Below are 14,752 nucleotides of genomic sequence, written 5' to 3'. Positions count from 1 at the left end.
AGGCAAACGTACGATGATAGGTCACCCACCCCGCCCGCGCAGAAGCCGCGGCCGGAGCACCCTGGGCGTCAGTCTGGTAAGCCATGCAGATGCTCCCAAAAAATAGCTGTTTGCGCTCATCTGTATTGCATCTGACCGCGATTTCATGCCCAATTCGCCACACGCCGCGATGGCCCGCCCTGCCGCGTGCGGCCCGGCCATGGGTGAGAATCCGTGCTTTGACTTGCCCCCGCGCCCGTGCCGGACACCACCACACCCACTCCGCCCTCCACCGCCATGACCCCACTGGAGCGCCGCGCCAGCGTCAGCCTGGCGCTGATCTTCGCGCTGCGCATGCTGGGCCTGTTCCTGGTGCTGCCCGTGTTCGCGCTGGAGGCACGCAAGTACCCGGGCGGCGATGACCCCGCACTGGTGGGGCTGGCCATGGGAATCTACGGGCTCACGCAGGCGGTGTTGCAGCTGCCGCTGGGCATGGCGTCGGACCGCTTCGGGCGCAAGCGTGTCATCGTCCTGGGGCTGCTGGTCTTCGCCGCGGGCAGCCTGCTCGCCGCGCTGGCCGACTCGGTGATGGGGCTGCTGGTGGGGCGCGCGCTGCAGGGTGCGGGCGCGGTGTCCGCCGCCGTCACGGCGCTGCTGGCCGACCAGACGCGCGACGCGGTGCGCACCAAGGCCATGGCACTGGTGGGCGCCAGCATCGGGCTGATGTTCGCCATCGCCCTGGTGGCGGCGCCGCTGCTGGCCGCGCACATCGGCCTGGCCGGCCTCTTCGGCCTGACCTGCGCGCTGGCGCTGGGCGGCGTGGCCGTGGTGCTGTGGATGGTGCCGCCCGAGCCGGTGCAGCATGCCGACGCACCGCGCGGGCGCCTGGCCGACGTGTGGCGCCATGCCGACCTGCTGCGCCTGAACCTGGGCGTGTTCGTGCTGCACACGGTGCAGATGGCCATGTGGGTGGCCGTGCCGGCCCTGCTGGTGCAGGCCGGCTTGCCCAAGGACGCGCACTGGCAGGTGTACCTGCCGGCCGTGGTGCTGTCCTTCGTCGCCATGGGCGGGCTGTTTGCCATGGAGCGGCGCGGGCGGCTGCGCGCGGCGCTGCTGGTCGCCATTGGACTGGTGCTGGTGGTGCAGATGGGCTTTGGCCTGCTGGCGGCCGGAGGCGCTGCGCCATCGCTGATGCCGGTGGCGGCGCTGCTGTTCATCTTCTTCTGCGGCTTCAACGCGCTGGAAGCCACGCAGCCCAGTCTGGTGTCGCGCATGGCGCCGGCCAACCTGCGCGGCGCGGCGCTGGGCGCCTACAACACGCTGCAGTCGCTGGGCCTGTTCGCGGGCGGTGCGCTGGGCGGCGCGCTGGCGAAGTGGGCAGGCGCGCCGGGATTGTTCACCGCCACCGCCGTGCTCACGGCCCTGTGGTTGCTCATCACCTGGCCGCTGCGGCCGGTGGGACGCGGCGGCGGCCACTGATTTTTTCACCCTCCGGCGCACCGGCGGCGTGCAAGCCGCTATGCTGCGCACCTGCGGCCTCGCAGGGGTCGCCTGTTGGACTCATCTGGCCCGGAACCCTTCCCTGCCGTCCGGGCTAAGCACAAGGATTTTTCATGGCATCCGTGAACAAAGTCATCATCGTCGGCAACCTGGGGCGCGACCCCGAGATGCGCACCTTCCCCAGCGGCGACCAGGTCGCCAACGTGCGCATCGCCACGACGGACCGCTGGCGCGACAAGAACACCGGCGAGAACAAGGAAGCCACCGAATGGCACAGCGTGGTCTTCAACGGCCGCCTGGCCGAGATCGTGGGCCAGTACCTGCGCAAGGGCTCCCAGGTCTACGTGGAAGGCAGCCTGCGCACCCGCAAATGGACCGACCAGAGCGGCCAGGAGCGCTACACCACCGAAATCCGCGCCGACACCATGCAGATGCTGGGCAGCCGCCAGGGCATGGGCGGCGGCCAGGGCGGCGGCTATGACGACAGCGGCTACGGCGACAACGGCGGCGGCGGTGGTGGCGGCTACGAGGCCCCGCGCCGCGCCGCACCCGCGCCGCGCCCCGCCCCCCCCGCGGCCCGCCCCGCCCCCGCGCCCGTGGCACAGCCGCCGCGCGCCGCATCGGGCTTTGACGACATGGACGACGACATTCCGTTCTGATTCGGCCTCGCACCAAGCACAACGGGCGCCCCAGGGCGCCCGTTTGCTATTGCAGTGATAGCTGCTCGCGCTGGATGGACAAGCGCTGCAGCCCAAAAACACTCAAATCAGTGCACCACCATGAGCGAGAACGGCCAGACATAGGCCTGCATCGTCACGTACAGGCCCACCAGGCAGGCCAGCGCGATGGAGTGGAAGAACACGTAGCGCAGGATGTCGCCCTCGTGGTCGAACCAGCGGGTGGCGGTGGAGGCCACGACGATGGACTGCGCGTCGATCATCTTGCCCATCACGCCGCCCGAGCTGTTGGCTGCGCCCATCAGGTTGGCCGACAGGCCCAATTGCTCGGCTGCCACCTTCTGCATGCCACCGAAGAGCACGTTGGAGGCCGTGTCCGATCCCGTGAGCGCCACGCCGATCCAGCCCATGAGCGTGCCAAAGAACGGGTACAGCACGCCGGTATTGGCAAAAGCCAGGCCCAGCGTGGTGTCGGTGCCCGAATAGCGCGTGAGCGTACCCAGCGCCAGCATCAGCACGATGGTGAGCAGCGAGTAGCGCACCAGCCAGAAGGTGCGGAAGAACGTGGTGACGATGGCCACCGGGTTGTACTTCATGACCAGCGCGCTCACCACGGCCGACAGCAGGATGCCCGTGCCGGTGGCCGACAGCAGGTTCAGCGTGTAGACGGCGGCCTCCTTGTGCGGCGCGGGCACCACGGGCGGCACCTTCTCGATCAGGTTGTGCAGCCCGGCCATGGGGAAGGCCGGCGCGAAGATGCCATTGAGCCAGGCCTTGACCGAGGGCAGGCCCCAGATGAACACGAACACCGACAGGATGACCCAGGGGGTCCAGGCGGCCACCAGCGCCTGGGTGCTGTGGCGCTTGACCGGCTGCGGCGGCTTGGCCTCTGCGGCGCTGGGGTCATGCCCGCGCAGCGAGGGCGACGTCCACACCGTCTTGGGCTTCCACACGCGCAGGAAGGCCACCAGGCAGACCATGGAGACGATGGCGGCGATGATGTCCACCAGTTCGGGCCCGATGAAGTTGGACACCAGGAACTGAGGAATGGCGAAGGACACGCCCGTCACCAGGATGGCCGGCCAGATTTCCATCATGCCCTTGCGGCCGGCGAAGGCCCAGATCAGCCAAAACGGCACCAGCAGCGAGAAGAAGGGCAGCTGGCGGCCGATCATGGCCGTCACCTCCATCAGGTCGTAGCCGTGCACCTTGGCCAGCGTGATCACCGGCGTGCCCAGGGCGCCAAAGGCCACCGGCGCCGTATTGGCGATCAGCGACAGGCCCGAGGCCGCCAGCGGCGAGAAGCCCAGGCCGATCAGGATGGCCGCCGTCACCGCCACGGGGGTGCCGAAGCCGGCCGCGCCTTCAAAGAACGCGCCGAAGCAAAAGGCGATCAGCAAGAGCTGGATGCGGCGGTCCTCGGTGATGCCCGAGAGCGAATCCTGCAGCACGGCGAAGCTGCCGTTCTGCTCGGTGAGCTGGTGCAGGAAGATGATGTTCAGCACGATCCAGCCGATGGGCAGCAGGCCGGTGAAACCACCGAACAGCGCCGCACGGCCGGCCATGTCGCCCGGCATGCCGTAGACGAAGACCGCCACGAGCAGCGCCGTGATCAGGCCCATGCCTGCCGCGATATGCGCCTTGATGTGGAAAAAGCCCAAGGCCGCGAGCATGACCACCACCGGCAGCGCGGCCAGTGCGGTGGAGATGACCATATTGCCCAGTGGGTCGTAGATTTGTTGCCAGACCATAGCCTGTGCCCCCTGTTGTTGTCCCGGTTTTGGAAGGAGAAATGCCTCGCACGCCCAGTACCGGAGGTCAACCGGCTGGAGCGGCGCGGACGAGACTGTAGAAAGCCCGCCCGCGACGCAGCGTGAAAAAACCGGAGGCCGGTACTGAAGCAATTTCACACCATAGCAAGGACGCAGGTCCGGCATCCCGGCTATTCGGGTATCCCCTGATGCCGCCCACGCCCCCCGGGCGGGCTTTCAGCCGTTCACGGCCGCAATCACCCCACCGCCCAGGCACACCTCACCGTCGTACAGCACGGCCGACTGGCCCGGCGTCACGGCCCACTGCGCCTCAGGGAAGTGCAGGCTGAAGGCGTCGCCCTGTGCGGCCAGCACCGTGCAGGCGGCGTCCTGCTGGCGGTAGCGCGTCTTGGCCGCGCAGGCGCCTGCTGCGGGCGGATGGCCGGCAATCCAGCTCGCGTCCTGCGCATCCAGTCGGTGCGACAGCAGCCACGGGTGCTCGTGGCCCTGCACCACGCGCAGGGTGTTCGTCTCCAGCTCCTTGCGGGCCACGAACCAGGGCGCATGGTCGCCCGCGCCGCGCTGCGCGCCTTTTTCCTTGACACCGCCGATCCCCAAGCCCTGCCGCTGGCCCAGCGTGTAGAACGACAGGCCCACGTGGCGGCCCAGCTTGCGCCCGCGGTCGTCCAGGATGGGGCCGGGCGCATGCTGGATGTAGCGGTTGAGGAACTCGCGGAATGGCCGCTCGCCGATGAAGCAGATGCCGGTGGAGTCCTTCTTCTTGGCGTTGGGCAGGCCGATGTCGGCAGCGATGCGGCGCACCTCGGTCTTGTGCAGCTCGCCCACGGGGAACAGCGTCTTGGACAGCTGCGCCTGGTTCAGGCGGTGCAGAAAGTAGCTCTGGTCCTTGGACGGGTCCAACCCCTTGAGCAGCTCGAACAGGCCCGTGGCCGGGTTCTGCCGCACGCGCGCGTAGTGGCCGGTGGCGATCTTCTCGGCGCCCAGGCGCATGGCGTGGTCCAGGAAGGCCTTGAACTTGATCTCGGCGTTGCACAGCACGTCCGGGTTGGGCGTGCGGCCGGCCTGGTATTCGCGCAGGAACTCGGCGAACACCCGGTCCTTGTACTCGGCGGCAAAGTTGACGTGCTCGATCTCGATGCCGATCACGTCGGCCACGCTGGCCGCGTCCAGGAAGTCCTGGCGGCTGGAGCAGAACTCGCTGTCGTCGTCATCTTCCCAGTTCTTCATGAAGATGCCGACCACCTCGTGGCCCTGTTGCTTGAGAAGGTGCGCCGTGACGGCGGAGTCCACGCCCCCCGACAGGCCCACCACGACCCGGTGTTTTTTCATCGCCGGGCCGCCCCAAGATGAAAAGCGGCCCCCTTGGGGGGCAGCGACCACACGAAGTGGGGAGCGTGGGGGGCATATTTCATAGGTGTGCGATTATCCCAGCCCACCCCGGCCGGGCGGCGCCTGGGGTCAACCGGGTGTTGGAGACGATGGAACTGCGGCAATTGCGATATTTCGTGCGGGTGGTGGAGCTGGGCTCCATGAGCCGCGCCGCGCTCGACCTGAACCTGGTGCAGTCCGCGCTGAGCCAGCAGATCACGCGGCTGGAGGGCGAGCTGGCCACGCGCCTGCTGCACCGCACGCCGCGCGGCGTGGCCCCCACCGAGGCCGGGGCCGCGTTCTTCCGCGAGGCGCAACTCACCCTGCGCCATGCCGAGCAGGCCGTGCGCGCCGCCCAGCAGGCGCGGCTGTCGGGCACCGTCACCGTGGGCCTGGCGCCCACCACCTCGGCGCTGTTGGGGCTGCCGCTGATGCAGGCCATGCGCGCGCGCTACCCCGACGTGCGGCTGCACATGGTGGAGGGCATGTCGGGCCACCTCTCGGCCATGCTGCATGCGCGCGAGCTGGACCTGGCCGTGCTGTTCGACTCGCGCCTGCACCAGGCGCAGCTGGCCGGGCGCACCCAGCGCTGGCAAATCCAGCCACTGCTGGAGGAAGACCTGTTCCTGATGCGCGGCGCCGCCGCCCCGCGCTTGGCCGCCGAGGTGGCGATCACCGAGCTACGCGAGGAGCCGCTCATCCTGCCCACCGGCCCGCACGGCCTGCGCAGCACGCTGGACACGGCCTTTGCCAGCGCGGGCATCGCCCCGCATGTGGTGCTGGAAGTGGACTCGCTGGCCATGGTGATGGCCGCGGTGGACGCCGGCCTGGGCTCCACGCTGCAGCCCTGGGCGGCACTGGGCCGCTACCCGGACGCGGCCACGCGCTTTCAGTGCGCGCGCCTCACGGGCGCGCCGGCGCGGCGCGTGAACCTGCTGTGCAGCCTGCCGGACGAAGAGCTGTCCCCCGCCGCACTGGCCGCGCGCGTGGTGCTGCTGGACTGTGCACGCGGCCTGGTCACGGAGGGCCGCTGGATCGGCACCTCACTGCTGGCGCAGGCACCGGCAGGGGTTCCCGCCCCGTAGCGGCTGCTTTCGGGCGTCGCGCCCGGGCGCGCAGCCATCACCGTTCGTGATACCCCCATACCCGCCCGCGGCTGCACGGCTGGCGGGCCGCTGCCTACAGTCCACGCTCGACTGCTGCGCCCCTCGCCCCGGGGTGCGCCCCCACGAGCGAAATCTATGCAATCTCCCCCGATGGACACCGATGTCCTGGTCATCGGCGGCGGCAATGCCGCCCTGTGCGCCGCGCTGATGGCCCGCGAGGCCGGCAGCCGCGTGCTGCTGCTGGAATCGGCCCCGCGCGCCTGGCGCGGCGGCAACTCCGCCCACACCCGCAACCTGCGCTGCATGCACGACGCGCCGCAGGACGTGCTGGTCGATGCCTACCCTGAAGAAGAGTACTGGCAGGACCTGCTGAAGGTGACCGGCGGCCAGACCAACGAGCACCTGGCGCGCCTGGTGATCCGCGCGTCCAGCACCTGCCGTCCCTGGATGCGCCGCCACGGGGTGCACTTTCAGCCCGCGCTGGCCGGCACGCTGCACGTGGCGCGCACCAATGCCTTCTTCATGGGCGGCGGCAAGGCGCTGGTGAATGCCTACTACCGCAGCGCCGAGGCGCTGGGCGTGCAGGTGCGCTACGAATCGCCCGTGGAGCGCATCGAGATCGAGAACGGCACCTTCCAGGCCGCTTGGGTGAAGGGCCAGCGCATCACCGCCAAGAGTTGCGTGCTGGCCGCCGGCGGCTTCGAGTCCAACCGCGAATGGCTGCGCGAGGCCTGGGGCCAGAACGCGCGCGGCGAGTGGCCGGCCGACAACTTCCTGATCCGCGGCACGGCCTACAACCGCGGCGTGCTGCTCAAGCACCTGCTCGACGACCACGGCGCCGACGGCATCGGCGACCCCACGCAGGCGCACATGGTGGCCATCGACGCACGCGCGCCACTGTACGACGGCGGCATCTGCACCCGCATCGACTGCGTTTCGCTGGGCGTGGTGGTCAACCGCGAGGGCGAGCGCTTCTACGACGAGGGCGAAGACTTCTGGCCCAAGCGCTATGCCATCTGGGGCCGCCTGGTGGCGCAGCAGCCGGGGCAGATCGGCTACTCCATCATCGACAGCAAGGCCATCGGCCGCTTCATGCCGCCGGTGTTCCCCGGGGTGAAGGCGGACAGCCTGCCCGCGCTGGCCGAAAAGCTCGGCCTGCCCGCAGAGACCTTCATGCAGACGCTGAACGCCTACAACGCCGCCTGCCGCGTGGGCCAGTTCGACCACACCACGCTGGACGACTGCCATACCGAGGGCCTGACGCCCGCCAAGACCCACTGGGCGCGGCCCATCGACACCGCGCCGTTCTACGGCTACGCGCTCAAGCCCGGCGTCACCTTCACCTACCTGGGCCTGCACACCGACGACACCGCCGCCGTGCGCTTCGCCGACCAACCCAGCCGCAACCTGTTCGTGGCGGGCGAAATGATGGCCGGCAACGTGCTGGGCAAGGGCTACACCGCGGGCGTGGGCATGTCGATCGGCACGGCCTTCGGTCGCATCGCCGGGCGCAACGCCGCGCTGGCCGCCGCGGGCCAGGCTGCCGCGCACGGCGCGGTGAACGACGAGGGCTGAACACCATGCAAACCCTGAAATCCCTGACCGACGAAGCGATAGGCCTGGCCCAGGGCGGGCCCGCCCGCGTGATTCCCATCGTGCCCGCGCCGGCGCAGAGCGCCGCCGAGACCGAGGTGGCGCGGCAGATGCAGATCTGCAACGCCTGCCGCTACTGCGAGGGCTTTTGCGCCGTGTTCCCGGCCATGACGCGCCGCCTGGACTTCACCCAGGCCGACGTGCACTACCTGGCCAACCTGTGCCACAACTGCGGCGCCTGCCTGCACGCCTGCCAGTACGCGCCGCCGCACGAATTCGCCGTGAACATCCCGCAAGCCATGGCCCAGGTGCGCGGCCAGACCTACGCCGACTACGCCTGGCCGCCCGCGCTGGGCCGGCTGTACCGCCGCAACGGCCTCACGCTGTCGCTGGCCCTCGTGGTCGCGCTCACGCTGTTCCTGGTGCTGGGCGCCGCGCTGCAGGGCGGCGGGCTCGGCGCGCTGTGGGGCGCGGACCTGGGCGGCAACTTCTACCGCCTGTTCCCGCACAACCTGCTGGTGGGCCTGTTCGCGCCGGTGTTCCTGTTCGTGGTGTTGGCCTTGTCCATGGGCGTGCGCCGCTTCTGGAAGGACGTGAAGCCCGCCACCAGCGGCGCCGACGTGAGCGCCCCCGCCGCCACCGAGGCCGCGCACGACGTGCTGCGCCTGAAGTACCTGGACGGCGGCCATGGCGACGGCTGCCACAACGAGGACGACGCCTACACCCTCAAGCGCCGCCGCGCGCACCACCTCACGTTCTACGGCTTCCTGCTGTGCTTTGCCGCGACCTCGCTGGCCACGGTGTACCACTACGTTTTCGGCTGGCCGGCGCCCTACGAGGCACCCAGCATTCCCAAACTGCTGGGCGTGGCGGGCGGCGTGATGCTGGTGCTGGGCACGATCGGCCTGTGGTACCTGAACCGCACGCGCCACCCCGCACACGGCGACGCCGCGCAAAAACCCATGGACCTGGGCTTCATCGCCCTGCTGTTCCTGGTGGCCGCCAGCGGCCTGGCGCTGTGGCTGGTGCGCATCACCCCGTCGGCCGCGCCCGCGCTGGCCCTGGTGCTGTGCCTGCACCTGGGCGCGGTGATGGCCCTCTTTGCCACGCTGCCCTACGGCAAGTTCGCCCACGGCGTGTTCCGCACGGCGGCGCTGCTGCGCCACACCACCGAAAAGCGCCAGCCCAACCCGATCGGGCTGGGCAGCGATTGATTGCTTCTAAAACCATAGCTGCTAGCGCTTGATGGATAAACGCTAGAGCACCATTTGACTTACAACGACTAAAGGAGCCTCGCCATGAAAAAACGCACCCTGATCCAGGCCGCCGCCGTGGCCCTCACCTCCGTCGCCTGGGCCGGCCCGGCACTGGCGCAGGACTTTCCGCCGGCCAAGCCGGTCACGCTGGTCGTGGGCTTTGCGCCCGGGGGCGCAGCCGACGCGGCGGCCCGCCTGATCGCCAAGAAGCTGGCCGAGAACATCGGCCAGTCCGTGGTGGTGGAGAACAAGGGCGGCGCGGGCGGCAATATCGCCCACCAGCAGGTGGCCGCGGGCGCATCGGATGGCACGGTGCTGCTGTTCGGCTCGGTGGGTCCGCTGACCATCGCGCCGCACCTCATGAAGCTGCCCTACGACCCGTTCAAGGACCTGGCGCCGATCTCGGGCGGGGTGTACTTCCCCAACGTGCTGGTGGTGCACAAGGGCGCGGGCGTGAAGACCCTGGCCGAGTTCGTGCAACTGTCCAAGGCCAAGCCCGGCAGCGTGGACTATGCCTCCACCGGCGCGGGCTCGGCCTCGCACCTGGCGGGCGAGCTGTTCAACCAGCGTGCCGGCATCGACATGGTCCACGTGCCCTACAAGGGCGGCGCCCCCGCGCTGCAGGACCTGCTGGGCGAGCGCGTGACCAGCTACTTCGCCGCGCCGCCCACCGCCATGCCGCACGTGGAGGCGGGCAAGCTGATTCCGCTGGCCACCACCGGCCTGACGCGCCCGGCCTACCTGCCGAACATCCCCACGGTGGCGGAGTCGGGCTTCCCGGGCTTTCAGGCGCTGAACTGGTACGCCTTCGTGGCCTCGGGCAAGACGCCCGCGCCGCTGCTGGACCGCTGGAACAAGGAGATCGTGAAGGCGCTGAACGACGCCGGCGTGAAGGAGGCCCTGAACAAGCACGGCCTGTCGCCCCACCCCACCACGCGCGCCGAGCTCGCCAGCTTCATGAAGAAGGAATACGACCAGTGGGGCGCCATCGTGCGCGAGCGCAGGATCACGGCGCAGTGAGCGCCGCTGCCACGCACTGACGGCTTCTGGACTCAGCCGCCTGCCAATACCTTGTAGAGGTAGGAGCGCGAGATGCCCAGCTCCTGTGCCGCACGCTTCTTGTTGCCGCCATGGCGCGCAATGGCGTCGAGGATGGCCGCGTGCTCCAGGCTCCTCAAAGGCATCGCCGCAGGCGCAGGCGGCGCCATGGGCGGCTGCGCCGGCCGGGCCGGCAGATCCTGGTGGCGGGCAAAGTTCTCGACGCTCAGCAGCTGGCCGTCGCAGAACACCAGCGCCTCCTCGACGCGCTGGCGCAGCTGGCGCACATTGCCCGGCCAGCTCTGCTGCGCCAGGTAGCTGATGACGCCCGGCGCTATGCGCGGCAGGGCGAGGCCATTGCGCTCGCAGAACGACTCGGCGAAGCGCTGCATCAGGGCCGGAATATCCTCCACGCGCTGGCGCAGCGCCGGCACCTGCAGCACGACGCCGCTCAAGCGGTAGTACAGATCCAGCCGGAAGCGCCCGCTGTCGATCAGTGCGCGCAGGTCGCGGTGCGTGGCGGCGACGATGCGGAAGTTCACGCGCCGCCCTTCGCTTGCGCCCAGGCGCTGCACCTGCCGGTCCTCCAGCACGCGCAGCAGCTTGACCTGGATCTCCATCGGTATGTCGGCGACCTCGTCGAGGAACAGCGTGCCGCCCTCGGCCTGCTCCAGCTTGCCGGGCTGGCCCTGCCTCTTGGCGCCGGTGAAGGCGCCGGCCTCGTAGCCGAAGAGCTCGGCCTCGATCAGCGTCGCAGGCAGCGCGGCCAGGTTCAGGCTCACCAGCGGCGCCTGGGCATCGCGCCCGCGCGCATGCAGGGCCTGGGCCACCAGCTCCTTGCCGCTGCCGCTTTCGCCGAGGATCAGCACGGGCACGTCCAGCGGCGCCACGGCGTCGATCTCGCGCGCCAGGCGCTGCATGGGCGCGCTGCTGCCCACCATGGCACCAGAGGAGGGCGTGCGCTTGAGCTGGTGCAGTTCGCGCTTGTAATGCTGCACCTCATCGTGCAGCTGGTTCAGGCGCTGCTGCATGCGGTTGAGCGCCGGCATGCCGCTGAAGCTGACCTGGCCCACCGCGCCCACCAGCGCGCCGCCCTCGAAGACCGGCATGCGGTTGACGATGCGCGTCACGCCGGGGCCGAGCTGCAGCATTTCGCCGATCTCGGCCTTGCCGCTGCGGGCCACCTGCGGCAGGCGCGAGTTGGGGATCACCTCCTCGGCCCTGCGGCCCATGGCCGCGCCCGGCGCCAGCCCGAGGAACTTCTCGTGCACCGGGCTGATGTAGCGCATCAGGCCCTCGTGGTCGGCCACGGTGATGGCCTGGTACGGGTTGGTGAGGAACATGTTCAGGATGGCGAATGCAAACGGCACGGACGCCACGAAGTCGAGCAGCGCGGCCGATGCGTCGGCCGGGCGCACCAGGGCGACTTCCACGGCCTCGTCGCCCAGCGCCACCACCGCGTAGCGTGCGCTGGCGCCGCGCCCACCGGGCACATCGACATGGAACAGTGTGCCCGGCCCCGGCTCGCGCGCGGCCCACTTCTCAGTCACGGCGGCGCACAGCAGCGGATCGCGCGCCAGCCCAAGCCGCGCCACGGGTGCGGGCTCACCGCGCTGCCAGACGAGGACGCCAAGCCGCTGCTCGGAAAGAAAGACTGTCTGCATCGGTATCGGTAGTGTGTTTTTGGCGGACACATTGTCCTCGGCGTCCACTGTTTGTGTCCACAAAAAGGACACTTATTCTGGCCACCAAAAAAACCCAATAAAAATCAATCATTTGCGAACTGGCATGGGTTGTGCTTTGTCTTGTGCACAGGAGGCAATGACATGAGTTGGCAACCCGAAGTGGATGAGATCGCATACCGCCATGCGCTGGCGGCGAAGATGGGCGGAGACGACAAGGTGGCGCGCCACAAGGCCGCGGGCAAGCTGACGGTGCGCGAGCGCATCAGCGCCTGCACGGACCCGGATTCCTTCACGGAAGTGGGCTCGCTCACCGGCTCGGGCCAGTACGACAGCCTGGGCCGCTTGGTGGAGTTCACCCCGTCCAACCTGGTGATGGGACGCGCACGCATCGGCGGGCGCCCCGTGGTGGTGGTGGGCGACGACTTCACCGTACGCGGCGGCGCCAACGACGGCGCCGTGGGCGACAAGCTGATCTTTGCCGAAAAGATGGCGCACGACCTGCGCCTGCCCATGGTGCGTCTGGTGGACGGCACGGGCGGCGGCGGCTCGGTGCGCAACATCGAGACCAAGGGCTATACCAGCGTGCCGACCATGAAGGTCTGGAGCCAGGTGGTCGAAAACCTCTCCACCGTGCCCGTGGTGTCGCTGGCGCTGGGCTCGGTGGCCGGCATGGGCGCGGCGCGCGTGGCGTCCAGCCACTACTCGCTGATGGTCAAGGGCACGGCCCAGCTGTTCAACGCCGGGCCGCCGGTGGTGGCGCGCATCGGTCAGAACGTGACCAAGGAGGAGCTGGGCGGCAGCCAGATCCACACGCGCAACGGCGTGGTGGACGACGAGGTGGCCAGCGAGGAGGAGGCCTTCGAGCGCGTGCGCCGTTTCCTGTCCTACCTGCCGCCGTCGGTGCACGAGCTGCCCGCGCGCGGCGAGGTGCGGGACGATGCCGCGCGCCGCGACGAATGGCTGCTCTCGGCCATTCCGCGCGACGGCCGCAAGGTCTACAAGATCCGGCCCATCGTCGAATGCCTGGTGGACCAGGGCTCGTTTCTGGAGATGGGCCGCCAGTGGGGCCGCGCCATCGTCACGGGCCTGGCACGCATCGACGGCTGGCCCGTGGCCGTGGTGGCCAGCGACCCGTATTTCTACGGCGGCGGCTGGGACGGCCCCTCGGCCGAGAAGTTCACGCGCTTCGTCGACCTGGCCCAGACCTTCCACCTGCCGGTGCTGAACCTGGTGGACATCGCCGGCTTCCAGATCGGCGTCGAGGCCGAGCGGGCCGGCATCATGCGCTACGGCGCGCGCGCGCTGGCCGCCGTCTACCAGGCCACGGTGCCCTGGTGCAGCATCATCGTGCGCCGCGCCTATGGGGTGGCCGCCGCCGGCCACCAGCACATGGGGCGCTTCAATTTCCGCTATGCCTGGCCCTCGGCCAACTGGGGCTCGCTGCCCATAGAGGGCGGGCTCGAGGTGGCCTACAAGGCCGAGATCGAAGGCGCCGACGACCCGATGCAAAAGCGCGCCGAGATCGAGCAGCGCGTGCGCAGCCTGACCTCGCCGTTCCGCACGGCCGAGGCCTTCGGCATCGACGAGGTGATCGACCCGCGCGACACGCGCCGGCTGCTGTGCGAGTTCGCCAACCTGGCCGCGCCGCTGCGCGAGGCCGGGGCGCCGCGCTTTGGCCTGCGCCCCTGATCCATACCAAAAACCATAGCTGTCAGCGCTTGATATGCAAGCGTTGGAGGCCGATTCCACTAAAACCCCAAGGAGACACAATGACCGCAAAACACTGGCAACCGACACGCCGCGCCACCCTGGCGCTGTGCCTGGCCGCATCGTGGCTGGCCGCCGCGCCCGCACATGCTCAGGCTGACAACTGGCCCGCCAAGCCCATCCGCATCGTGGTGGGCTTTCCGGCAGGCTCGTTCACCGACACCATTGCCCGCGCCGTGTCGGATCAGCTCAGCAAGCAGCTCGGCCAGCCAGTGATCGTGGACAACAAGCCCGGCGCCAACGGCGCCATCGGCGTGGGCGAGGTGGCCCGCTCCGCGCCCGATGGCTACACGCTGCTGGTCACCAACTCCAGCAGCATCACCATCAACCCGCAGATCTACAAGAAGATCACCTACCAGCCCAAGGACTTCGCGCCCGTCACCATGCTGCTGGACGCGCCCTTCATCCTCACCGCCAACCCGGACTGGGCCAGCAAGCACCAGATCCGCAGCGCGCAGGACGTGATCGCCTACGCCAAGCGCAACCCCGACAAGATCAGCTACGGCTCGGCCGGCCCCGGCAACATCGCCCATCTGGCGTTTGCACAGTGGAGCAACCGTACCGGCGTCAAGACCACGCATGTGCCGTACAAGAGCGCCTCGCAGGCGCAGCTGGCGGTGCTCAGCGGCGAGCTGGACACCCAGTTCGACACCTGGAGCGCGCTGCCGCAAATCGCCGCCAGCAAGCTGCTGCCGCTGGCCGTCACCGCGCCCCAGCGCATGAAGCAGCTGCCCAACGTGCCCACCATGGCCGAGGCCGGCTACGCCGACTTCAACGTCACCTTCTGGGCCGGGCTGTTCGCGCCGGCCGGCACGCCGCCGGCCATCGTGGACAAGCTCTACGAGGCAACGAAAAGCATGCTCCAGAACGAGCATGCGCGCAACGTGCTCAGCAAACAGGGCGACATGGTGATGCTGGCGCCCGAGCCCTTCGGCCAGCGCATCGCCAAGGAGGTGGCGGACTGGAAGCAGGTGATCCAGCGCGAAGCCATCGCGCTGGATTGAAAAGGAG

At 69.2% G+C, this 14,752-nt stretch carries 11 protein-coding genes; 8 read left to right on the top strand and 3 right to left on the bottom strand.

What is annotated here, in order from left to right; translation table 11 throughout:
* The first annotated feature begins 276 nt into the window (after positions 1-276).
* On the top strand, positions 277-1,458 hold the full coding sequence (locus BA022_RS15670; protein ID WP_088888644.1) for an MFS transporter: 1,182 nt from the start codon (positions 277-279) through the stop codon (positions 1,456-1,458).
* 134 nt (positions 1,459-1,592) lie between these two features.
* Positions 1,593-2,138, top strand: a complete 546-nt coding sequence (gene ssb / locus BA022_RS15665; RefSeq protein ID WP_011807147.1) for a single-stranded DNA-binding protein — start codon at positions 1,593-1,595, stop codon at positions 2,136-2,138.
* 107 nt (positions 2,139-2,245) lie between these two features.
* Here ssb and BA022_RS15660 read toward each other — a convergent pair whose 3' ends face one another.
* Together BA022_RS15660 and mnmA are read right to left on the bottom strand one after the other, a co-directional pair.
* On the bottom strand, positions 2,246-3,907 hold the full coding sequence (locus tag BA022_RS15660; RefSeq protein ID WP_088888060.1) for an L-lactate permease: 1,662 nt from the start codon (positions 3,905-3,907) through the stop codon (positions 2,246-2,248).
* A 237-nt stretch (positions 3,908-4,144) separates the two neighbouring features.
* Positions 4,145-5,257 (bottom strand): tRNA 2-thiouridine(34) synthase MnmA, encoded by a 1,113-nt coding sequence (gene mnmA, locus BA022_RS15655; RefSeq protein WP_088888059.1) that lies wholly within the window; start codon positions 5,255-5,257, stop codon positions 4,145-4,147.
* Between the two features lie 149 nt (positions 5,258-5,406).
* Between mnmA and BA022_RS15650 the strand changes: the two genes are divergently transcribed.
* From BA022_RS15650 to BA022_RS15635, 4 genes are all read left to right on the top strand, one after another.
* A complete protein-coding gene (locus BA022_RS15650) occupies positions 5,407-6,381 on the top strand; it encodes a LysR substrate-binding domain-containing protein (RefSeq protein ID WP_088888058.1) in 975 nt (324 codons plus the stop codon).
* Between the two features lie 171 nt (positions 6,382-6,552).
* Positions 6,553-7,977 carry an FAD-dependent tricarballylate dehydrogenase TcuA gene (gene tcuA, locus BA022_RS15645; RefSeq protein WP_418236223.1) on the top strand — a complete coding sequence of 475 codons (1,425 nt, stop codon included), beginning with the start codon at positions 6,553-6,555 and terminating at the stop codon, positions 7,975-7,977.
* Positions 7,978-7,982: 5 nt separating this feature from the next.
* Positions 7,983-9,209, top strand: a complete 1,227-nt coding sequence (tcuB, locus tag BA022_RS15640; RefSeq protein WP_047349259.1) for a tricarballylate utilization 4Fe-4S protein TcuB — start codon at positions 7,983-7,985, stop codon at positions 9,207-9,209.
* Between the two features lie 84 nt (positions 9,210-9,293).
* Positions 9,294-10,271: a Bug family tripartite tricarboxylate transporter substrate binding protein gene (locus BA022_RS15635; protein WP_088888056.1), complete on the top strand. Its 978-nt coding sequence runs from the start codon at positions 9,294-9,296 to the stop codon at positions 10,269-10,271.
* 32 nt (positions 10,272-10,303) lie between these two features.
* Here BA022_RS15635 and BA022_RS15630 read toward each other — a convergent pair whose 3' ends face one another.
* A complete protein-coding gene (locus BA022_RS15630) occupies positions 10,304-11,953 on the bottom strand; it encodes a sigma-54 interaction domain-containing protein (RefSeq protein WP_088888055.1) in 1,650 nt (549 codons plus the stop codon).
* A gap of 162 nt (positions 11,954-12,115) precedes the next feature.
* On the opposite strand from BA022_RS15630, the gene BA022_RS15625 reads away from it, so the two are divergent.
* Together BA022_RS15625 and BA022_RS15620 are read left to right on the top strand one after the other, a co-directional pair.
* Positions 12,116-13,663 carry an acyl-CoA carboxylase subunit beta gene (locus tag BA022_RS15625; RefSeq protein WP_088888054.1) on the top strand — a complete coding sequence of 516 codons (1,548 nt, stop codon included), beginning with the start codon at positions 12,116-12,118 and terminating at the stop codon, positions 13,661-13,663.
* 80 nt (positions 13,664-13,743) lie between these two features.
* Positions 13,744-14,745, top strand: a complete 1,002-nt coding sequence (locus tag BA022_RS15620; protein WP_088888053.1) for a tripartite tricarboxylate transporter substrate binding protein — start codon at positions 13,744-13,746, stop codon at positions 14,743-14,745.
* The last annotated feature ends 7 nt before the right edge of the window (positions 14,746-14,752 follow it).

The sequence above is a fragment of the Diaphorobacter nitroreducens genome (genome assembly GCF_002214645.1).
Taxonomy (GTDB): Bacteria; Pseudomonadota; Gammaproteobacteria; order Burkholderiales; family Burkholderiaceae_C; genus Diaphorobacter; species Diaphorobacter nitroreducens.
Note: the sequence above shows the minus strand (reverse complement) of the source record. Positions and strands in the feature narration are given on the sequence as shown.